Source organism: Citrobacter sp. RHBSTW-00671 (assembly GCF_014103415.1).
In the GTDB taxonomy this organism is placed as follows: Bacteria; Pseudomonadota; Gammaproteobacteria; order Enterobacterales; family Enterobacteriaceae; genus Citrobacter.
Genome location: NZ_JABXPR010000001.1, coordinates 4,082,589 through 4,102,512, shown reverse-complemented (window position 1 = coordinate 4,102,512; position 19,924 = coordinate 4,082,589). Strand labels below are relative to the sequence as shown.

The window sequence follows — 19,924 nt, the reverse complement described above, 5'->3', positions numbered from 1 at the left end:
AATGCCACGAAAAGCTGGCGTTTAAAGTATCTGATTGGCGGGAAGGTGGAGCAGGCAGTCATGGGCATCTATAACTATACTTGGGAGTATTTCCCCATCCGCGATTATACTGGCATTGAAGGCGGGTCTCCTTGCTGATGGCCGTATATGGCCCGATCAGTTGGATGCCTTGCCCGGCAATACGCTGATTAACGATTTCAGCCGTCAACGGGGTATTACCGGAACAAACCGCACAACCATTGCCAGCCAATACGGCGTTATGCCATGCTTCCCACTCGTGAGCAGTAACGCAACGGAACCGCGCATTATGGTGGGTATTCACCAACTCTCCCGGTTGGCTATACACAGGCGGTGTCAGGCGTCTCTTATCACATCTACCGTTAATTTTTTTGCCGTCTTCTACTCCTTCACCCTGCTTTTAATCCACGCGATCACCTCCGTTTTCCCTATCGGGTTATAGCGGCTCAGGTGCGGCAGGCCAACAACGCATGTGTTTTGGCCGTTGATGACCGCGTCAAAACTCCTGACAACCCAGGAGCCGTGGCCTGAGGAAATGCTCTCATCCTGGCCACCAGCGTGAAATTTATTGCGCAGATAGCCATACGCTGACCGGTCTGAATTGCTATAAGCAAGGATCAACTTTGGCTGTACGATACCGAGTATCTTCTCGTGTATCGGCCAGCAGTCATCTGCAATTCTGTACTCCACGCCCGCGGCGTCGCGGCTACGCAGAAAAATCAGGTTACTGCTGCATACTTCCCGTGGCTGATAGCCCAGCGCCTCCAGCAACCACGTTACGCGCTTTTGTAACGGTGCTTTGTCACCCTTGCTCGTCCACCCCTCATCGAGGTATGCGTTGGTCGTTCTTTCAGTCAGTGCATCGATCATTTCGCTGATGGTCGGGTATTTATATGCAGGGTCATCATCATTGCCGCCTGGGTTAAACCCCATCAAATATACTTCGCCCGGTTTTAATGTGCTGCCCGCGCTATACAGAATGCTCCCCGAGCGTTCTAAGTGATCGCTAAGGTGGTATTTCAATGACGCAGTAAGGGCTCTGAGCGTCATAACAAACCGCCGACTTTACCCAGCGATTCGCTCAGGGAATGAATTGATGATTCGTAAGACATACCTCCACTGGGGTGGATGATTCCGCACCATTCGACCGGAAACGTCGGAGGCAATTCATCCACGTTGTTCCATAGCCGGGAACCCAGGACCAGGATCACATCAGGTTTCAACTCCCGGACAACATTCAGAAACGGCGCTTGTGCCGCCCTCCACATCGCTTCTGTAGGTGCTACGCGGGACTCAGCTGCAACGAATTCCTGAACGAAGTTGTAAAACGCGATATGCTGCCAGGTCTCGCGACGCTCTTCATCCGAAGGCCAGTCAGTCCGACCGCGCAGAACGTTGGTCAGCTTGCTGAAAAACGCAAAGCCTGGCCGATAGGCAAAATCACGAATAACCCTTTGCGTGAAGTCGGCGCAATTATCTTCTTCGCTGCCGTAATGTGATTCACCCAGCACGAGTACTCGCACGCCATAGCGGCTGTTATAGTATTTTTCGCCAACAAAGGGCAGAAAGTTAACGCCATTCAAATTGTGCATATTCGTTCCCTATGCGGTTTGTTCATTGTATTCGGCGAGCCGCGGCTGGCGGCTGGTCAGGGTACGGTGCTTCTACCGCTCATTTTTCGGTAAGTTCTGAGTCGTGCGCTCAAGATAGGGCAGGGAATCAATAACTTTATGGGGTGTTACTGCGAGCATATAGCCGTTTTATGCCGGGATACTGCATTTAACGGCATGTTGCTTACATCGCACATTGATGTTCATCAGTGATTTCTTACCTAAACGTGCGATTCGCTAAATGACCCGATTCTCTGATGTAACCAGGTGTCGATATTGGGAAGCGATCAATTGCGATAAGTCGGAACAAACCAGCATGAAAAACTCATCGAAAAAGCGATGATAAAAACACTTGGGGGCATTAATGAGGCAAGTCATAAAATTAAATGCAGTATTTTTTAATGTAAAACAGCGTGTTATCAGTTCGTATTGAACCCTAAATAACGGGAGCCCGATCGCTCCCGTTTTCCTGTTTTTCTAACCAATATCACCGCACAACAAGCACGGGGCATTTAGCATGACGTACTACGGCAGCGGCGGTTGACCCCAACAGATAGGTGCTGAAACCCGGTTTATGGGATGCAATGACGATCAATTCGGCGTCCACGGCATCTGCCAGTTTAAGGATCTGATCTTTCGGTGGGCCATAAACCACATGGGTCTGAGTTCGGCCGGCGGGGATATTGAATTGCTTAACAATGTCGTTGAGCTTTTCGGTGGCTTTCGCCTGTATACCACTTCTGTCCGGGAACTCGTTGGAGTAGGCAAGCCCGAGTGATGCGTAGAACGGAACGGTAGGAATGACCGCTAAGAAATGGACCTTAGCGGTTTTTGCATGCGCTTCAACCTGCGGAATAACATGGCGAGTTAAATCGGCTTCAGAGATATCAATGGGCACCAGAATAGAGCGATACATATTCACTACCTCCTGTTTGTTTACCTCTGTCCTGAGTGTAGCGAACTTTATTTCTGTATAATAAGTGACCAGATCAAGGTTGTGCGCGCATTTTGATATTCATGAATGTTATGTGATGAAGATACAACAACCACAGTGGTGATTATTATTCGGCCAGCACAATAACATCTCCTGTCGCGGGTGCTTCTTGTCCAGGCAACCACAAACGTCCCCACGCGCCGGTGCAGTGACAGCCGAGAATTTTTTCTGGCTGCTGTTGTTTAATAAATCGTCGGGTTTGCCATAACGTATAGGGTGATGCGCAGCGTAAATGGAAGCCACCGACCAGGGCATGAATTTTGCTGATGCCCGTTATTCGCTGACAGTGAGCGACGATATTGGCAATACCCCGATGTCCGCAGCCGGTAATGATGACTAATCCGCGGTCTGACTTGTAGATCAATACCCCTTCGTCAGTGATGTAGTCCTGTTGGGGAGGATTTTCATTGATGACACCGTAGGCCTGCGGTGCGGATACGGATATTTCTCCTGACCACAGAAAGCGTTCGCTAAGGGGCAAAGGCTCACGGGAGTACGCCATCTGCAGACGAGAGTAATCATTCTCGCGTGATAGTTTCTTGATTTTACGGGTATATCCTGCAAACGTGAATGCTGCGTAACGTTCGCAGGCAATGTGCGGATGACAGATGATGCGGCTGTTATCGGGAAGCCACGGCACGCCGCCACAGTGATCATAGTGACCATGTGAGAGTACGACAGCGGTTAACTGAGACAGGTCTATGCCCATCAGTGCGGCATTGTGCCTAAAACTGTCATCAGGCCCGGTATCGAATAATATTGTGGTGGTTTCATCCTGAACTAACAGACTTAATCCAGGTTTTGCCCGTAGGGCTTTTTCTGCACCGGTGGCGCGCCTGTTTTCAAGCAACACCGTAAGGGTTAAAGCCATGCCTGACTCCAGCGTTAAAGCGGCATACTGTAACGCATGGAATGTCAGAGCGCTGTGATCTCAGCGCTCTTTGGGACGGCTCAACGATGATAGTCGTGGCCGTCATCATTATGGTGATGGTGATTATGCCGCCATGCATGCTGATTTTCTCTTTGCTCGCGCTCCTGGCGTTCATGCTCTTTATCGCGGTTAGATTCACGGTTTTTGTGGTTGGCTATTGCCGTGGCAACCGCCGCCGCTCCTACACCTACGGCTGCAGCCGAAAGATAAGGATGTTCCGCACAACCCGACAGGCTGGCCATAATAATCCCTGCGGATATCAGCTTTTTCATTGTGACGTTACCCATTATTCACGCACAATTTTGCCAGCATTCCCGGCATCAGGATTGTTCCAGCTACCGTGACCATCCGTTTTAAGGGTATAAGTGGCATATCCCACACGGAAGGTCATCGTATCTTTATAGGTATTCACGTCACGCACTTCATGACCATTTACGTAGACGCCAGAGTCTTCTACGTGAATATCAACACTACGTTGGCCATTCTCAAATTTGGCAACGTAATTACCGGTGAATTTGCCATCAATACCGGCATGATCATGATTATCTTGATTACGGGTATTTTGCTGATCTTCAGCATGACGATGATGGCGATTTTGCTGGCTTTGATCGTTCTCGATAAAACCATGATCGCGGTTCCACTGATAAGATTTATTGACATCGCAACCGTTGATTTCACTTATCTGCGTACAACCTGAACGTTCATATTTTTTCTGCATTGCAGGGGTGATTGCACATGCTGTTGTGGCAGTTGTCAGGCCGAGGACAAAAATGGCCAGCAGATGTTTATTCATTTTGTTACTCGCTATCATTATTAAATTTATATATAGGAATGCAAATCTATTTGTCATGTAGACGACAGCAGTCTCCCATTAAATAGTAATAACGAATACCAGGGAGATTCCTAAATTTTAATCGAGGAGGAATGTTGATATTAATATTTTCGATGGTATGCGAGCATTGTTTACGGGTCTAAAACAATTTTATTGCACTGTTTATATTATTTAACGTCTTGTCTGGGAATTTAATGGAATACTAATATTGACATTAACCAAGGGAAAGCGCGCAGGCAGGCCCGCGCGCGTGGTTTGGTGGAGACGATGGACTACCCTTGCATCGCTGCCTGTTCGCGATGTTTTTTCGCCTGCAGTTCATGTGAATATGAATGACTGTTATTCATTGACTGATGAACGACCATCGCTTTTTCATGTTCATTCATTTGCGAAAAAGACGGTGCACTAGTCCGTGTGGATTGGCTATTTTGCACCTGCGCTTCATGTGTTTGTGCCATTTGCTGATGCGCAGGTGCATCGCTGTTATTCATCATCTCGTGAGCCATAGCTGCCTGTTGATGCATTGTAGACGTTTCTGCCGCATTAACGCCAGCTGAGATAAAAAAAGCGATAGCTAAAAAGGAAGATATCTTATTCATCATATTTCTCCAGTGTCGGTTTACAGGAGAATTATAATCAGCAGGGGCTGTCAGTGAGGTGACAGTATTATGACGATGATGTCAGAGAAAAATAATTTTAATCTCAGGTTTAATCGATGGCGCATCAGCGCCACCAATAATAATTAAGCGGCATACTTGGGTAATGTCAGAATAAAGCGGGTAGCGCGAGCGTCGGATGTCACGGAGACCTTGCCCTGGTGGGCAATCACAATCGATTTCACTATCGCCAGGCCAATACCGCTACCTTCGCCTTTACGCTGTCGTGAGGGATCGACGCGATAAAACCGGTCAAAGAGTCGTGGCAGATGTTCCCCGGCTATTGGCGTACCGGGATTTTCCACAATAATATGCACGAGATCATCGGCCTCTTTCACTCGCACGGTGACAGACTCGCCTTTTGGCGTATAGCGCATCGCGTTAGAGAGCAGGTTGCTCATTGCCCGGCGTAACATTAACGGGTCGCCAGAAACCCAGCATGCCCGACCTTCAAAGCGCAGGCTGACTTCGCGTTCTTCCGCCCAGGCTTCGAAAAAGTCGAACACTTTACTGACCTCATCCGCAAGATTCAGCGCTGTTTTTTCCGGGATCAGCTGATTATTGTCTGCCTGTGCCAAAAACAACATATCACTCACCATCTTCGACATGCGGCCAAACTCTTCGAGATTAGAGTAGAGCACATCTTCCAGCTCTTTCGTGCTGCGGGGATGGCTGAGGGCAATTTCTGTTTGCGTGACCAGGTTGGTGATTGGCGTGCGGATCTCGTGAGCAATATCTGCAGAAAAATTGGACTGACGTTTAAACACATCTTCGATTCGTTCGATCATGTGATTAAACGACTCAACCAGTTGCTCAAGCTCAATCGGCACGGCCTGCGGGTCCAGGCGAACATCGAGATCTTTAGAGGTGATATTTTGGATGCGCCGACTGACATTACGGATCGGTTCATGACCTTTATAGACCGCGAACAGCACGATAAAAACAATCATCATGCTAATTAACGATGCTGTCATGATCAGCTTGTTTTTCAGATCGTTAATGTAGTGCAGATGAAAATCGATCGATAATGCCATAAACAACGTATAGGCCGGTTTCCCGTCTGGCAACTGCCCAATGGGCAAACGAATCATTCGCCAGTTGGAGGATGCGTTTTTCCCGTGCGCATGTTCTGATGTTTGCAGCGTTGGGCCGGAAATTAAAAAGACATTCCGGGTATGGGAATTTTTATCCGGCGTTGCCGTGGCGATAAACTGACGAAGATCCGGCGCATTAGGTGAATGGAAAATAGCCCTCTGATTGGCATCTTCCAGAGAAATAATGACGTTAGAATAACCCGAAACTACGTTTTTTAGTGTTTCCAGCCGACGCGATTCCGGTTCGTTCGGGTGGTTAATAATACGCTCCAGCGTCGCGCTGATCTCTTTTAAATCATTGATATCCTGCTCTGCGAAATGGACTTTTACCGAGTGGATCATTATCCATGCAAAAGCGAAAAATGAGGCGATAGTCGCCAGACTGATAAAAAAGGTTAACCGTGTTGCCAGCGAAAAAGGGCGCTGTAATCGTTTAGTGACCATCCGGCACCTCAAGCATGTACCCCACACCACGCACGGTCTGAATCAGTTTTGGCTCAAAGTCATTATCGATTTTGGCCCGCAGACGCTTCACGGCGACATCAATCGCATTGGTGTCGCTGTCAAAATTCATATCCCAGACCTGAGAGGCAATCAGTGAACGCGGCAACACCTCCCCCTGATGACGCAAGAAAAATTCAAGCAGCGTAAACTCTTTACTGGTCAGGGTGATGCGTGTGCCGTTGCGGGTGACTTTTCTGCTGACCAGATCGACCATTAAATCCGCAACCTGAAACTGACTTTCGACAATGACTGCGGCTCCCCGTCGCAGCAGCGTTCTGACCCGCGCCAGCAATTCCGCAAAGGCAAACGGTTTAACCAAATAATCATCAGCTCCCAGCTCCAGACCTTTGACCCGATGCTCAATGGTACCCAGTGCGGTGAGCAGCAGAATGGGCATGCCTTTGTTGGCGGTGCGCAGCATCCGCACGATATCCCAGCCGTTTACATCGGGCAGCATGATGTCGAGAATGAGCAGGTCATAATCACCGGTCATTGCCAGGTGATATCCGTTCAGACCGTTGTCCGCCAAATCCACAACAAAACCCGCTTCCGTCAGGCCTTTGGTCAGGTATTCGCCGGTTTTTTTTTCATCTTCGACAATCAAAATCTTCATGACATTCTCCATCACGCACTGGCTGTGCGGATTTTCAATTCTAGAGAAGGCGGATCGGATAGCAATCGGTTATTGGGAAAATGACAGTTTTGTCATTTTCCTGTCACCGGTTAAACAGAGTCATTCAGGTATAAATTCACACATCTTTTATGGTTATCAGTCCGGTCTGGACGAGAAGAACTATGTACAAATTTAAGCTTCTTACCCTCAGCGCTATTTTTGTTCTGGCTGGCTGCTCGTTGGCACCGGACTATCAGCGTCCGGCATTGCCGGTTCCGCAGCAATTCTCCTTAAGTCAGAACACGCTGGTTTCGGCCCCGATGGGATATCAGGATACGGGCTGGCGTACCTTTTTTGTTGACTCCCAGGTGAAGGCGTTGATTGGTGAGGCGCTGGTCAATAACCGTGATTTACGCATGGCGGTACTGAAGGTTCAGGAAGCGAAAGCGCAATATGGTGTGACGGATGCCGATCGTTACCCGCAGCTTAACGCTGGTTCCAGCGGTACCTATAGCGGGAAATTAAAAGGTGATAGCAGTACTAACCGGGAATTTGAAGCGGGACTGAATCTCAGTTTCGATCTGGATTTCTTTGGACGACTGAAAAATATGAGTGAAGCCGATCGGCAGAATTTTTTCGCCAGTGAAGAAGCGCGTCGAATGGTGCATATCTCATTAATTTCTAACGTGGCGCAAAGCTATTTCAACCAGCGTCTGGCTTATGCGCAACTGCAAATTGCCGAAGAAACGTTGCAAAACTACCAGCGCTCTTATGCATTCGTCGAGAAACAGTTGATGACCGGCAGTACGAACGTGCTGGCACTGGAACAGGCTCGCGGCGTGATTGAAAGCACACGCAGCGATATTGCCAAACGCCAGGGCGAACTGGCGCAGGCGAACAACGCACTGCAACTATTGCTGGGGACGTACGGGAAATTACCGGACGACCGTGTGCGCAGTCGCGGTGATATAAAACCCGTGGCACTGCCCCCCGCACTCCCATCGCAAATATTATTGCAGCGTCCGGATATTATGGAAGCCGAACATGGATTGCTGGCGGCGAACGCCAATATTGGCGCTGCACGAGCGGCATTTTTCCCATCGATTACGCTGACCAGCTCTGTATCCAGCAGCAGTGGCGATCTTTCCAGCCTCTTTAATGCGGCCAGCGGCATGTGGAATTTTGTCCCGAAAATAGACATTCCGATCTTTAACGCTGGACGTAATCAGTCAAATCTCGATTTAGCAGAAATCCGCCAGCAGCAATCGGTGGTGAATTACGAGCAGAAAATTCAGAACGCATTTAAAGAAGTTGCGGATGCGCTGGTGCTGCGTCAAAGCCTTGCCGATCAAATTACCGGTCAACAGCGTTATCTGGACTCATTACACATCACGCTGCAACGTGCTCGTGCACTCTATCAAAATGGTGCGGTTAGTTATATCGAAGTACTGGACGCCGAGCGTTCTTTATTCACTACACAGCAATCGTTACTCGACCTTAACTATGCCCAACAGGTTAATGAAATTAAGCTGTTTGCTGCCTTAGGCGGTGGCTGGGTTGAATGATCTTTAATCTTAAATTCTCAGGAGTATATTATGAAAACTACCGCTAAAGCCGCTTTGTTTACTGTGTTATCTGTCGTCATGTTTAACGCTCAGGCCAATGAACATCAGCATGGCGAGATGATGAATATGGCGCCTGCGGCCCAGCAGGAGCAAGTGATTAGCGCGACAGGCGTGATTGAAGCTGTTGATATGGATAGCAAAAAAGTCACGATTAAGCATGAACCGATTCCCGCAGTGAACTGGCCGGCAATGACGATGCGTTTCACATTGGTACCTGATACCAAGGCCGACGATATTCAGCCTGGTGATAAAGTTGCATTTACGTTTGTTCAGCAGGGAAATCTCTCTGTCTTACGCGATATTCACATCAGTAAATAACGGATCTCGCTGCTCTCTTTTATTCTTGCCCGGGGTTTCCTGAACACGGGCGAGACTATCGCGCAATGGAAATCACTATGGCGTCTTTAAATATTAAAAATACCGCGCTTATTCTCGGCAGCATGATTGTTGGCGGAATTATTTCTGTCGGTGTGTATACCTATTATTCATCCGCAAAAGTATCGGCCGATACCGGCGCTGCTCAAAAAAAAGAAGAGCGTAAAGTTTTATTCTGGTACGACCCCATGTATCCCAACACGCGGTTTGATAAACCGGGTAAATCACCGTTTATGGATATGGATCTTATCCCGAAATATGCCGATGAAGAGACAGCGAGTACATCCGCACCGGGTGTGCGTATTGACCCGACACAGACCCAGAATCTGGGGCTAAAAACCGAACCCGTGCGCCGCGGACCATTGCAATATGCACAAACTTTCCCGGCGAACGTCAGTTATAACGAATATCAATTTGTTATTGTTCAGGCGCGTTCGGCAGGTTTTATCGAGAAAGTCTATCCGCTGACCGTGGGCGACAAAATTAAGCAGGGCTCGCCGCTAATCGATCTGACAATCCCTGACTGGGTTGAAGCGCAAAGTGAATATTTACTGCTGCGGGAAACGGGCGGCAGTGCGACGCAGGTTGAAGGCATTCTGGAGAGATTACGTCTGGCGGGAATGCCGGAGGCGGACATTCAACGCTTGAAAGCGACGCGTAAAATTCAGACCCGCTTTACCCTGAAGGCCCCTATTGATGGGGTGATTACCGCGTTTGATTTACGTACTGGTATGAACATTTCAAAAGATAATGTGGTCGCGAAAATTCAGGGAATGGACCCGGTATGGGTCAGTGCTTCAGTCCCGGAATCTATCGCCTGGCTGATTAAAGACGCCTCGCAATTCACCATTACCGTACCTGCCTGGCCGGGTAAATCCTTCACCATTAGCAAATGGAGTATTTTGCCGAGTGTGGATGCCACGACGCGTACGCTCCAGCTTCGCCTGCAGGTTGATAACCCGGATGAGGCCCTGAAGCCGGGAATGAATGCCTATCTGCAACTAAAAACGCAAAGCGAACCGATGCTGCTGATCCCGTCTAAAGCGCTGATTGATACCGGTACCGAACAGCGGGTTATCACCGTCGATAATGAAGGACGATTTGTACCTAAGCAGGTTGCCGTATTCCATGAGTCTCAGGGCTTAACGGCCATCCGCTCTGGTTTGAGCGAAGGTGAAAACGTGGTGTCCAGCGGTCTGTTTCTGATTGATTCCGAAGCGAATATTTCTGGCGCTCTGGATCGTATGCGTGCCCAGACAAATGGGACACACGCTGTACCCGCGATGCCAGCCCAGGCGAGCCATTCACACTGAGGACATGATAAATGATTGAATGGATTATTCGCCGCTCGGTGGCAAACCGTTTCCTGGTGATGATGGGGGCGCTGTTTCTCAGCATCTGGGGCACCTGGACCATCGTGAATACGCCGGTTGATGCGCTGCCCGATCTCTCTGATGTGCAGGTGATCATCAAAACCAGTTATCCGGGGCAAGCGCCGCAAATTGTTGAAAATCAGGTGACCTATCCGCTGACCACCACCATGCTGTCGGTGCCGGGAGCGAAAACGGTGCGGGGTTTCTCGCAGTTTGGCGACTCTTACGTGTATGTCATTTTTGAAGACGGTACCGATCCTTATTGGGCGCGCTCCCGTGTCCTGGAATATCTCAACCAGGTGCAGGGGAAATTACCCGCAGGCGTCAGTGCTGAAATGGGACCGGATGCGACAGGGGTTGGCTGGATATTTGAATATGCGCTGGTGGATCGCAGCGGCAAACATGATCTCGCTGAATTACGTTCGCTGCAGGACTGGTTCTTAAAATATGAATTGAAAACTATCCCTAACGTGGCGGAAGTTGCCTCGGTGGGAGGTGTGGTTAAAGAGTACCAGGTTGTCATCGATCCGATGAAGCTGACGCAATATGGCATCAGCCTGGGTGAGGTGAAATCGGCGCTGGATGCCTCAAACCAGGAAGCCGGAGGTTCATCTGTCGAAATGGCCGAAGCGGAATACATGGTCCGCGCCAGTGGGTATCTGCAGTCCCTTGATGACTTCAATAATATCGTACTGAAAACCGGCGCGGATGGCGTTCCAGTCTATCTGCGTGATGTTGCCCGCGTACAAATTGGGCCGGAAATGCGCCGCGGGATCGCCGAACTGAATGGCGAAGGCGAAGTGGCAGGCGGCGTAGTCATCCTGCGCTCCGGTAAAAATGCGCGTGAGGTGATCTCCGCGGTTAAGGCTAAACTTGAAACGCTGAAGAGCAGTCTGCCGGAAGGCGTTGAAATAGTTACAACATACGATCGCAGTCAACTGATCGATCGCGCGATTGATAACCTGAGCTACAAGCTGCTGGAAGAATTTATCGTTGTGGCGCTGGTGTGCGCGCTGTTCCTGTGGCATATCCGCTCGGCGCTGGTGGCCATTATTTCTCTGCCGCTGGGACTGTGTATCGCGTTTATCGTGATGCATTTCCAGGGACTGAACGCCAACATTATGTCTCTTGGGGGGATAGCCATCGCGGTCGGCGCGATGGTTGATGCCGCAATCGTTATGATTGAGAACGCGCATAAGCGGCTGGAAGAGTGGGGGCATCAGCATCCGGGTGAAAAGCTGGATAACGACACGCGCTGGAAAGTCATCACCAACGCCTCGGTGGAAGTCGGCCCGGCGCTGTTCATTAGCTTACTGATTATCACGCTGTCGTTTATCCCCATCTTCACGCTCGAAGGGCAGGAAGGACGGTTGTTTGGTCCGTTGGCGTTTACCAAAACCTACGCCATGGCAGGCGCTGCGTTTCTGGCCATTGTGGTGATCCCGATCCTGATGGGGTTTTGGATCCGTGGCAAGATCCCGGCGGAAAGCAGCAACCCGCTTAACCGTTTCCTGATTCGTATTTACCATCCGTTATTGTTGAAAGTGCTGCACTGGCCGAAAACGACCCTGCTGGTGGCGGTGCTGTCGATCCTGACCGTCATCTTCCCGCTGAATAAGGTTGGGGGCGAATTCCTACCGCAGATTAACGAAGGCGATCTGTTGTATATGCCTTCAACCTTGCCGGGAATTTCCGCAGCACAGGCGGCAGATATGCTGCAAAAAACCGACAAGCTCATCATGACGGTTCCTGAAGTGGCGCGCGTGTTTGGTAAAACCGGTAAAGCTGAAACGGCGACCGACTCCGCACCGTTAGAAATGGTGGAAACCACCATCCAACTGAAGCCGCAGGATCAGTGGCGTCCAGGGATGACGATGGACAAAATCATTGAGGAGCTGGACAAAACCGTTCGTTTACCGGGGCTGGCGAATCTGTGGGTCCCGCCAATTCGTAACCGTATCGATATGCTCTCTACGGGGATTAAAAGTCCTATCGGCATTAAGGTTTCGGGTACCGTGTTATCGGATATTGACGCCACGGCAGAGCAAATCGAAGAAGTCGCAAGAACGGTACCTGGCGTGGCGTCCGCATTGGCTGAACGTCTGGTCGGCGGGCGTTATCTTAGCGTAGATATTCATCGTGAAAAGGCCGCCCGTTATGGGATGACCGTCGGCGATGTGCAACTGTTTATCACCTCAGCGGTAGGCGGCGCGATGATAAGTGAAACGGTTGAAGGTATCGCCCGCTATCCGATCAATCTGCGTTATCCACAAAGCTATCGCGATAGCCCGGAAACGCTACGGCATCTGCCGATACTGACGCCAATGAAACAGCAAATCACGCTAGCGGATGTGGCGGATGTGCAGGTGGTTTCGGGGCCGTCGATGTTGAAAACGGAGAACGCGAGACCAACCAGTTGGATCTATATTGATGCCCGCGATCGCGACATGGTGTCGGTGGTGAACGATCTGAAAAAAGCGATTGCTGAAAACGTCCAGCTAAAACCGGGGACCAGCGTGGCATTCTCCGGGCAGTTTGAGCTGCTTGAGCGCGCCAGCCACAAGCTTAAACTGATGGTGCCGATGACGCTGATGATTATCTTCGTGCTGCTGTATCTGGCATTCCGTCGTTTTGGCGAAGCACTGTTGATTATTACCAGTGTGCCCTTTGCGCTGGTAGGCGGAATTTGGTTTCTCTACTGGATGGGATTCCATATGTCGGTCGCGACCGGAACCGGATTCATCGCACTGGCAGGCGTGGCTGCCGAATTTGGCGTGGTGATGTTGATGTACCTGCGCCACGCCATTGAAGCAGAGCCTGCGCTGGAAAATCCGCAAACCTTTAGCGTGGATAAACTGGATGAGGCGTTGTACCACGGAGCGGTACTGCGTGTGCGCCCTAAAGCAATGACTGTGGCGGTCATCATTGCGGGTCTGCTGCCGATTTTATGGGGAACGGGAGCCGGTTCTGAAGTTATGAGCCGTATCGCTGCACCGATGATTGGCGGCATGATCACGGCACCTTTGCTGTCACTGTTCATCATTCCGGCAGCGTATAAGCTGATGTGGCTACACCGGCATCGCATCCAGAAATAGCCCCTGATAGCGCTCGCCTTCAATCCTTTGAAGGTGGGCGCTATGATTCCAGCGCTTTCACCCGTTTACGGTACTCGCCAGGCGTACAGCCGAATTCACGCAGAAAAACTTTGTGAAAAGATGACTCGCTGGCATATCCCACCGACTCGGCAATCACGACCAACGGTTGGGCGCCGCGCGACAGCATCTGGGCGGCGAATTGCAGACGCAATGTGGTGAGTACGGCGAGCGGCGTGGAGTTTGAAACCTCGCGAAACAGTTGGGCAAAACTGGCCCGGGACATATGCGCGCGCTGCGCCAGTTCTTCAACACTCCAGGGATGTGCGGGTGATTCCAGCATCTGGAACACCACCGCTCCCAGTCGGGGATGTAATAGCAGATTCAGCACATTTTTGGCGGGGGGAGCCTGAGATAACCATTCGCGAACGGCAAACGTGAACAGCGTGGCGCATTGCTGGCTGCACACAACGTTGGAACCGGGCAGCATGCTCAATGATTCCTGCTGCATCAGCCCAATCATCGCCTTAAGCCAGTGGTAAACGGGGCTATTTTCGCCAGGTGCCAGCAGCAAAACTTCCGGCAGCGCGGTTAAGAAATAGCGGGAGGATGTCTGTAGTTGCAGACTTCCGCAGACAATATGCGTTTGCTCTTCGCCTGACTGGCACAACCGATGCGCGGAGTTCTGCGGCAAGATGACTACCGCACCAGGACGCAGTGTATAAGTGTTACCGTCAGGCATCTCCAGTAAAGCGCTCCCCTGGGTTACCGCATGCCAGCGGATCACGGATAACTCACCTGCTGCATGAGGGAGTTGCCAGTCTCTGCTCAATAAGCAGTTTTGATCAATAGAACCCTGCGGATCGTTAAGCATTAGCAAGCGGCTAAGTGCATCCATAAAGACTCCTGAACAATTTTTATTGTCGTTAATAGAACCGTGATTATCATCATATTTTCACATTAAAGTAATACCATCAAATGGTTACTTCGCATTTTGTTTGGGAGATTTTTAGTTTTTATTATATGGCCGTAGACGATTGAACAGAAAGTGGCGCGTTATGGATATGCTGACCTGACAGGGCACTGCCTATAATCCAGAGTAACAAATGAACAATGACTTTGCGGAGAGGCAGTATGAAACAGTATCAGGCGATCATTATTGGATTTGGTAAAGCAGGTAAGACGCTGGCGGCTACGCTGGCAAAGACGGGCTGGCGGGTAGCGATTATTGAACAGTCCAACACCATGTATGGCGGAACATGCATTAATATCGGCTGTATTCCAACCAAAACCCTGGTACACGATGCCGAGCTTCAGCATGACTTTGCGACTGCGATGCACCGTAAGACTTCCGTGGTCAGTTTTCTGCGCGATAAAAACTTCCATAATCTGGCCGATCTGGAAAATGTGGATGTGATTGCAGGGCGTGCTGAATTTGTCGACAACCATACCGTGCGGGTAATGCAGTCGACAGGAACGCTTGAGCTGAGCGGTGAGAAGATTTTTATTAATACCGGTGCACAGTCGACGATTCCGGATATTGAGGGATTATCCAGTACGCCTGGCGTCTTTGACAGCACCGGGTTGCTGAATTTGACCCAACGCCCACAGCGCCTGGGTATCCTGGGAGGGGGCTATATCGGCGTTGAGTTTGCGTCGATGTTTGCCAACTTCGGCAGTCAGGTCACTATTTTTGAGGCAGCACCGCTGTTTTTACCCCGTGAGGACCGGGATATCGCCGATGCGATCGCTGACATTTTACGCGATAAAGGCGTAGAGCTGATCCTCAATGCTAAGGTGCAGTCGGTTTCGTCTCATGATGGCGCGGTGCAGCTACAGATGCCGGAAGGGGAACAGGTTGTTGACGCACTGCTGGTCGCATCAGGCCGCAAGCCGGCGACCGAACAGCTGCAACTGAAAAAAGCCGGTGTCGATGTGAAAGATCGTGGCGGCATTATTGTGAATAAATATTTGCGGACGTCGGCGGATAACATCTGGGCGATGGGAGATGTAACAGGGGGGCTGCAATTTACCTATATCTCACTGGACGACTTCCGTATTGTGCGTGATGGCCTGTTAGGTGAAGGGTTGCGAAACACCGGCGATCGGCAAAATGTGCCGTATTCCGTGTTTATGACACCGCCGCTTTCCCGCGTGGGGATGACTGAAGAGCAGGCTCGTGCCAGCGGTGCGGCGGTACAGGTGGTGACGCTTCCCGTCGCTGCGATTCCACGGGCGCGAGTCATGGATGATACGCGTGGTGTACTTAAAGCGGTGGTGGAGACGGATACGCAGCGGATATTAGGTGTCTCACTGCTGTGTGTGGATTCGCATGAGATGATTAATATCATTAAAACGGTGATGGATGCCGGGTTACCTTATACTGTATTGCGTGACCAAATATTTACTCACCCAAGTATGAGTGAGTCATTAAACGATCTTTTTTCTCTCGTTCAATAATAAATATAGCGTCTGCATCTTTGCCCCACCTGTGTGGGGATTTTTTTATCATTTTTTATAAAACAATACTATCGAACAGCTATTCTGGTGTTGTGGAATAAATGAAATTAGTGGCCGTGTTTTATTATATTGCTACTGAAATTACGAATGAATGGAAATAGAAATGAACATGGTAAAAACGACGCTACTGCTGACAACGTTATTGACGGCGCCAGTGACTTTTCCCGTACTGGCACAGACACCAACCGAACTGGCCCACGTCAGTGTCTCCGCTGTTTCAGCGGCACCTTCTGTTGTCGAAGCGGCCATTGCTAAACTGGCGCAAGAAAAGCAGGCATCATCCTGGAAAATTACCTCGATGAGAATTGATAGCAGTACTTATGCCACTGCCATTTTGTACAAGTAGGATGGCCGTCATGGAAAAATATCTTCGTTTACTGGGGCAGGGGGATCGAATTGGATTAACCTTGATTCGCCTGAGTATTGCGATTGTCTTTATCTGGATTGGTTTATTGAAATTTATACCTTATGAAGCTGACAGTATTACGCCGTTTGTGGCGAACAGCCCGCTGATGTCATTCTTTTATGAACATCCGAATGAATACCAACAGCATTTGACGCACGAAGGTGAGTTAAAACCGCAAGAGCGTGAATGGCAAACTGCGAATAATACGTATCGCTTCTCTAATGGGCTCGGCGTAGTTGAAATTATTATCGCGTTGCTGGTGCTTGCTAACCCGATCAGCCGGTGGTTAGGATTGATGGGGGGAGCGCTGGCATTTGCAACGCCGGTTGTCACCTTGTCGTTTTTAATTACCACACCAGAAGCATGGGTTATGCCATTGGGTGATTTACACCACGGCTTTCCGTATTTATCGGGGGCGGGACGTCTGGTGCTAAAAGACACGTTAATGTTGGCTGGGGCAGTGATGATAATTGCTGATTCTGCCCGAGCAATCGTAAAACAACGGTATTGAATTTTTAACGCTGTACCCTCTGTAAGATAGTTTGCCACTCTAATTAAATTCGGTATTTACCGGGGCCAGCATGATGCTGGCCTTTTTTATCACTTAAGTTAAATTATGATTAATATACCTGAATAATGCATTCTTCCCTGTGAAAGGAGACGTCATTGTATTGGTATCAGTTGGCTAATGACCCCCCGCTGGATATCGTGCCTATAGGTTCAGCCCCCTATCCACGCTCTGTCTTGTCAACCCCTTAGTTTTACAGCATTTTTTCTGTTTTATTTCTATGCGATTATTGCTATTTATTATCTCAAAATCGCATTTTTAAAAGTCTTGTTATTCGCTTTTGTTATAGCTATTGCGTAGGTTTGCATGGTTTTAGGCATGGCTTAAGCTAAAATTAATTCTGATTAAATGTTTTTACGTATCAATAAATGACGAAAGATAGTTAAAAACTTAAGTTTTAATCAACTGTTCGACATGGAATCCACTATGGTAATTAGGCGCCAGGGGTGGATGCTGATCTCGCGTTTTTGTCTGTCATCAGACCGGGGCCGAGACATATCTTAAATATGGAAATAAGGGTTTTAGAATGAACTTTGGATTAGCAAAGGACAACAAGTTTGAGATCATCGCTATCCTTCGTGAAGAGCTGCATAAGAAGACGAAGCTGGAAGTTTTATGTGAAAACACCAGCGTCATCACGCAGTTAGAAAGGATCGATTTCGAACGCTTTGTGGTCACCGGTCATGAAGACATCATTCCTGAAAAGATCCAGTACTTTATCCTGCACAGTGACAGCGGGATTATAAAATTTAGCGCCAGATTTGAAGCAACCCCATCAACAGGTGCTGAGGCAGGATTATCCTACCTCATCCCGGATATGATTTTCTTTGCCCAACAGCGACAGAATCAGTGGTTTTCTTTTCTGAAGGGGTTCGATTTTTTCTGTTTTGGTCGTTACAAAAACGGAGAGAACTACTCACTTAAGATTAAAAACATCTCTCAGGGTGGCTGTGCGTTAATCGCTAAAGATGTTAATGCCCGTTTTCTTTACAAGGATGCAGTGATTAAAAATGCTGCTCTGGATTTTGATACGTTCGGCAGTTTTCAGCTTGATTTAAAAGTCATTGATGTCGTCGCGATCAACGAATTTGATGAGGATAATCAATTGTATTCCTGTCATCAGGTTTCTTGCGAGTTCGATTTTAAGAACCGTCGTGAAGAGGCTGAAGTTGAGAAAACTATTATTAAATTTTTAATGAGTAATAAAATTAGAAGCTTATAAGGAGCGATGAACAGGATGTTGATGTGTGGCAGTGATAATTTTGTGGGCAACGGTATGTTTGCCTACCTGACAAGCAAACATGTGCCGATAAAAACATTCCAGTTTGAGGATATGTTGCAGCAGTCGTCATTATGCCAGCATCAGACAATGGTTTTTAATATCATTAACAATGAACAGCCGTGTTCCGCCATTGTGCAGTTTTTGAATAAAAACCGGTTCAAGTTTTATAATAGCGTCGTTGTCATCGTCGCTGATAGTTTGGTGGCGAAATTATGTGTTGAATTATTATACGTTGAAAAAACGATAGTATTGACTGAGAAATCCTCATTGCGTGATTTCGCTCAGTTGGCTACGTTGTCGGTCGGGAAATGGAATCCCCGACTGTATCGTTCGCAGAAAAAATTGACGGAAAGAGAACAACAAATCCTCAATCTATTGGTAAGTGGTTATTCTGCCAAGGAAATCTCTGAGTTGGTTAGTCTGAACTATAAGACTATTCAGGCGCATAAGATGAGAGTTGTCGCCAAGCTGGGACTGACCAACACGTCTGATCTGAATAAACTGATAGTCAGATTTACCCATAGCATGTCTTTTTTACCCTAACCTGGCTATTCTTTTCTGATGTAACGCACTTAACAGCAGGTACAACTCGGGAGTGATTTTGACTGGTTTTTAATTTATATGATTTGTAGAGGGAGAGGGGGAATGTTTAATTCCGATGAGGTGCTCACCGCGCTTGAAAAGGCATTGAATACCAGTCAGCTTTATATGGTTTATCAGCCTATTTTTAATTTACATACCGAATGTATTAGCGGGTTTGAAGCATTAATGCGGTGGAACAGCCCTCAGATGGGTATGATTTCTCCTGATGTATTTATTACGTTACTGGAAGACAGAGGCAATATATTTTCAATTGAAGATATGGTTGCCAGTCCACCGTGGAATGTTGCGAGTACCTGGCCCGAACCTCTTGTATTATCAGTAAATATTTCTGCGCTTGAATTCTGCGATCCTCTTTTACCTCAACGAATCAGACAAAACCTGGCCGCTTCCGGCCTTCCGGTTCATCGATGCCAGATTGAAGTAACGGAAACATCGCCGCTGTGTGACAGCCAAATAGCGGCGAAAAATATGACGGAACTGAAGGCAATAGGGGTCAAGTTAGCGCTCGATGATTTTGGTACCGGGCACGCTAATCTTAATTATCTGTTGAAATACCCTTTTGATACCTTAAAAATTGATAAAGAATTTGTCACTGAAATAGAGCCCGACACTAAATCGACAAGGATTATTGAGGGCATCATTTCTTTAGCGCACAATTTTGGCATTGAAGTCCTGGCCGAAGGGGTCGAAACCCAGTCTCAACTGGACCGCCTGACGCAGATTGGCTGTGACAAAATTCAAGGCTTCTTCATTTCTCCCCCGGTATTGGCAGAAGAGATTCCTTCACTCTTGGCGCAATATAATCGTTAATCCCTCCTTATTTACGTT

General features: G+C 48.6%; 20 protein-coding genes. 10 read left to right on the top strand and 10 right to left on the bottom strand.

Going from position 1 to position 19,924, the window contains the following annotated elements:
• Positions 1-399: 399 nt before the first annotated feature.
• From HV261_RS19605 to cusR, 9 genes are all read right to left on the bottom strand, one after another.
• Entirely contained in the window at positions 400-1,068 is a 669-nt protein-coding gene (locus HV261_RS19605) for a hypothetical protein (RefSeq protein WP_202039220.1), read from the bottom strand.
• Positions 1,065-1,610, bottom strand: coding sequence for a hypothetical protein (locus tag HV261_RS19600; RefSeq protein ID WP_202039219.1), 546 nt, complete (start codon positions 1,608-1,610; stop codon positions 1,065-1,067). The genes HV261_RS19605 and HV261_RS19600 overlap by 4 nt, the downstream gene beginning before the upstream one ends.
• A gap of 505 nt (positions 1,611-2,115) precedes the next feature.
• Positions 2,116-2,544 carry a universal stress protein UspF gene (gene uspF / locus HV261_RS19595; RefSeq protein ID WP_202039218.1) on the bottom strand — a complete coding sequence of 143 codons (429 nt, stop codon included), beginning with the start codon at positions 2,542-2,544 and terminating at the stop codon, positions 2,116-2,118.
• Between the two features lie 145 nt (positions 2,545-2,689).
• Positions 2,690-3,493, bottom strand: coding sequence for an MBL fold metallo-hydrolase (locus HV261_RS19590; RefSeq protein ID WP_202039217.1), 804 nt, complete (start codon positions 3,491-3,493; stop codon positions 2,690-2,692).
• A gap of 80 nt (positions 3,494-3,573) precedes the next feature.
• Positions 3,574-3,825 carry a hypothetical protein gene (locus HV261_RS19585; RefSeq protein WP_202039216.1) on the bottom strand — a complete coding sequence of 84 codons (252 nt, stop codon included), beginning with the start codon at positions 3,823-3,825 and terminating at the stop codon, positions 3,574-3,576.
• Positions 3,826-3,839: 14 nt separating this feature from the next.
• Positions 3,840-4,346 carry a hypothetical protein gene (locus HV261_RS19580; RefSeq protein ID WP_202039215.1) on the bottom strand — a complete coding sequence of 169 codons (507 nt, stop codon included), beginning with the start codon at positions 4,344-4,346 and terminating at the stop codon, positions 3,840-3,842.
• 311 nt (positions 4,347-4,657) lie between these two features.
• Positions 4,658-4,984 carry a PcoE/SilE family metal-binding protein gene (locus HV261_RS19575; protein ID WP_202039725.1) on the bottom strand — a complete coding sequence of 109 codons (327 nt, stop codon included), beginning with the start codon at positions 4,982-4,984 and terminating at the stop codon, positions 4,658-4,660.
• A gap of 143 nt (positions 4,985-5,127) precedes the next feature.
• On the bottom strand, positions 5,128-6,579 hold the full coding sequence (locus HV261_RS19570) for a Cu(+)/Ag(+) sensor histidine kinase (protein WP_202039214.1): 1,452 nt from the start codon (positions 6,577-6,579) through the stop codon (positions 5,128-5,130).
• The gene (gene cusR / locus HV261_RS19565; protein WP_040232623.1) at positions 6,569-7,252 is read right to left on the bottom strand and encodes a copper response regulator transcription factor CusR; all 684 of its coding nucleotides are present in this window, start codon (positions 7,250-7,252) and stop codon (positions 6,569-6,571) included. Before cusR ends, HV261_RS19570 begins: the two co-directional genes overlap by 11 nt.
• A gap of 182 nt (positions 7,253-7,434) precedes the next feature.
• Between cusR and HV261_RS19560 the strand changes: the two genes are divergently transcribed.
• The 4 genes from HV261_RS19560 to HV261_RS19545 all read left to right on the top strand — a co-directional run bounded on the left by HV261_RS19560 (position 7,435) and on the right by HV261_RS19545 (position 13,720).
• Complete coding sequence (locus HV261_RS19560; RefSeq protein WP_202039213.1) at positions 7,435-8,817, top strand: efflux transporter outer membrane subunit; 1,383 nt, start codon at positions 7,435-7,437, stop codon at positions 8,815-8,817.
• A 30-nt stretch (positions 8,818-8,847) separates the two neighbouring features.
• On the top strand, positions 8,848-9,195 hold the full coding sequence (locus tag HV261_RS19555; protein ID WP_202039212.1) for a cation efflux system protein CusF: 348 nt from the start codon (positions 8,848-8,850) through the stop codon (positions 9,193-9,195).
• A gap of 77 nt (positions 9,196-9,272) precedes the next feature.
• Positions 9,273-10,565, top strand: a complete 1,293-nt coding sequence (locus HV261_RS19550) for an efflux RND transporter periplasmic adaptor subunit (RefSeq protein WP_202039211.1) — start codon at positions 9,273-9,275, stop codon at positions 10,563-10,565.
• 11 nt (positions 10,566-10,576) lie between these two features.
• Entirely contained in the window at positions 10,577-13,720 is a 3,144-nt protein-coding gene (locus HV261_RS19545) for a CusA/CzcA family heavy metal efflux RND transporter (RefSeq protein WP_202039210.1), read from the top strand.
• Positions 13,721-13,760: 40 nt separating this feature from the next.
• Here the strand turns inward: HV261_RS19545 and rclR are convergent, their stop codons facing one another.
• The gene (rclR, locus tag HV261_RS19540; RefSeq protein ID WP_202039209.1) at positions 13,761-14,615 is read right to left on the bottom strand and encodes a reactive chlorine-specific transcriptional regulator RclR; all 855 of its coding nucleotides are present in this window, start codon (positions 14,613-14,615) and stop codon (positions 13,761-13,763) included.
• 236 nt (positions 14,616-14,851) lie between these two features.
• Here rclR and rclA point away from each other — a divergent pair, with 236 nt between their 5' ends.
• The 6 genes from rclA (at position 14,852) to HV261_RS19510 (ending at position 19,906) form a co-directional block, all read left to right on the top strand.
• Positions 14,852-16,177, top strand: coding sequence for a reactive chlorine resistance oxidoreductase RclA (rclA, locus tag HV261_RS19535; protein ID WP_202039208.1), 1,326 nt, complete (start codon positions 14,852-14,854; stop codon positions 16,175-16,177).
• 169 nt (positions 16,178-16,346) lie between these two features.
• A complete protein-coding gene (rclB, locus tag HV261_RS19530; protein WP_202039724.1) occupies positions 16,347-16,583 on the top strand; it encodes a reactive chlorine resistance periplasmic protein RclB in 237 nt (78 codons plus the stop codon).
• A gap of 10 nt (positions 16,584-16,593) precedes the next feature.
• A complete protein-coding gene (gene rclC, locus HV261_RS19525; RefSeq protein ID WP_202039207.1) occupies positions 16,594-17,154 on the top strand; it encodes a reactive chlorine resistance membrane protein RclC in 561 nt (186 codons plus the stop codon).
• 583 nt (positions 17,155-17,737) lie between these two features.
• The gene (locus tag HV261_RS19520) at positions 17,738-18,433 is read left to right on the top strand and encodes a PilZ domain-containing protein (protein ID WP_202039206.1); all 696 of its coding nucleotides are present in this window, start codon (positions 17,738-17,740) and stop codon (positions 18,431-18,433) included.
• A gap of 15 nt (positions 18,434-18,448) precedes the next feature.
• On the top strand, positions 18,449-19,036 hold the full coding sequence (locus HV261_RS19515) for a helix-turn-helix transcriptional regulator (RefSeq protein ID WP_326929179.1): 588 nt from the start codon (positions 18,449-18,451) through the stop codon (positions 19,034-19,036).
• A gap of 102 nt (positions 19,037-19,138) precedes the next feature.
• The gene (locus HV261_RS19510; RefSeq protein WP_137384560.1) at positions 19,139-19,906 is read left to right on the top strand and encodes an EAL domain-containing protein; all 768 of its coding nucleotides are present in this window, start codon (positions 19,139-19,141) and stop codon (positions 19,904-19,906) included.
• Positions 19,907-19,924 lie beyond the last annotated feature (18 nt).

What these genes read in the sequence shown, in the direction of transcription:
- HV261_RS19515 (WP_326929179.1), top strand. Translation starts at nt 18,449, where the DNA reads ATGTTGATGTGTGGCAGTGATAATTTTGTGGGCAACGGTATGTTTGCC.
- uspF (WP_202039218.1), bottom strand. Translation starts at nt 2,544, where the DNA reads ATGTATCGCTCTATTCTGGTGCCCATTGATATCTCTGAAGCCGATTTA.
- rclA (WP_202039208.1), top strand. Translation starts at nt 14,852, where the DNA reads ATGAAACAGTATCAGGCGATCATTATTGGATTTGGTAAAGCAGGTAAG.
- rclC (WP_202039207.1), top strand. Translation starts at nt 16,594, where the DNA reads ATGGAAAAATATCTTCGTTTACTGGGGCAGGGGGATCGAATTGGATTA.
- HV261_RS19585 (WP_202039216.1), bottom strand. Translation starts at nt 3,825, where the DNA reads ATGAAAAAGCTGATATCCGCAGGGATTATTATGGCCAGCCTGTCGGGT.
- HV261_RS19580 (WP_202039215.1), bottom strand. Translation starts at nt 4,346, where the DNA reads ATGAATAAACATCTGCTGGCCATTTTTGTCCTCGGCCTGACAACTGCC.
- HV261_RS19555 (WP_202039212.1), top strand. Translation starts at nt 8,848, where the DNA reads ATGAAAACTACCGCTAAAGCCGCTTTGTTTACTGTGTTATCTGTCGTC.
- HV261_RS19605 (WP_202039220.1), bottom strand. Translation starts at nt 1,068, where the DNA reads ATGACGCTCAGAGCCCTTACTGCGTCATTGAAATACCACCTTAGCGAT.
- HV261_RS19510 (WP_137384560.1), top strand. Translation starts at nt 19,139, where the DNA reads ATGTTTAATTCCGATGAGGTGCTCACCGCGCTTGAAAAGGCATTGAAT.
- cusR (WP_040232623.1), bottom strand. Translation starts at nt 7,252, where the DNA reads ATGAAGATTTTGATTGTCGAAGATGAAAAAAAAACCGGCGAATACCTG.
- HV261_RS19545 (WP_202039210.1), top strand. Translation starts at nt 10,577, where the DNA reads ATGATTGAATGGATTATTCGCCGCTCGGTGGCAAACCGTTTCCTGGTG.
- HV261_RS19600 (WP_202039219.1), bottom strand. Translation starts at nt 1,610, where the DNA reads ATGCACAATTTGAATGGCGTTAACTTTCTGCCCTTTGTTGGCGAAAAA.
- HV261_RS19575 (WP_202039725.1), bottom strand. Translation starts at nt 4,984, where the DNA reads ATGAATAAGATATCTTCCTTTTTAGCTATCGCTTTTTTTATCTCAGCT.
- rclB (WP_202039724.1), top strand. Translation starts at nt 16,347, where the DNA reads ATGGTAAAAACGACGCTACTGCTGACAACGTTATTGACGGCGCCAGTG.
- HV261_RS19560 (WP_202039213.1), top strand. Translation starts at nt 7,435, where the DNA reads ATGTACAAATTTAAGCTTCTTACCCTCAGCGCTATTTTTGTTCTGGCT.
- rclR (WP_202039209.1), bottom strand. Translation starts at nt 14,615, where the DNA reads ATGGATGCACTTAGCCGCTTGCTAATGCTTAACGATCCGCAGGGTTCT.
- HV261_RS19520 (WP_202039206.1), top strand. Translation starts at nt 17,738, where the DNA reads ATGAACTTTGGATTAGCAAAGGACAACAAGTTTGAGATCATCGCTATC.
- HV261_RS19570 (WP_202039214.1), bottom strand. Translation starts at nt 6,579, where the DNA reads ATGGTCACTAAACGATTACAGCGCCCTTTTTCGCTGGCAACACGGTTA.
- HV261_RS19550 (WP_202039211.1), top strand. Translation starts at nt 9,273, where the DNA reads ATGGCGTCTTTAAATATTAAAAATACCGCGCTTATTCTCGGCAGCATG.
- HV261_RS19590 (WP_202039217.1), bottom strand. Translation starts at nt 3,493, where the DNA reads ATGGCTTTAACCCTTACGGTGTTGCTTGAAAACAGGCGCGCCACCGGT.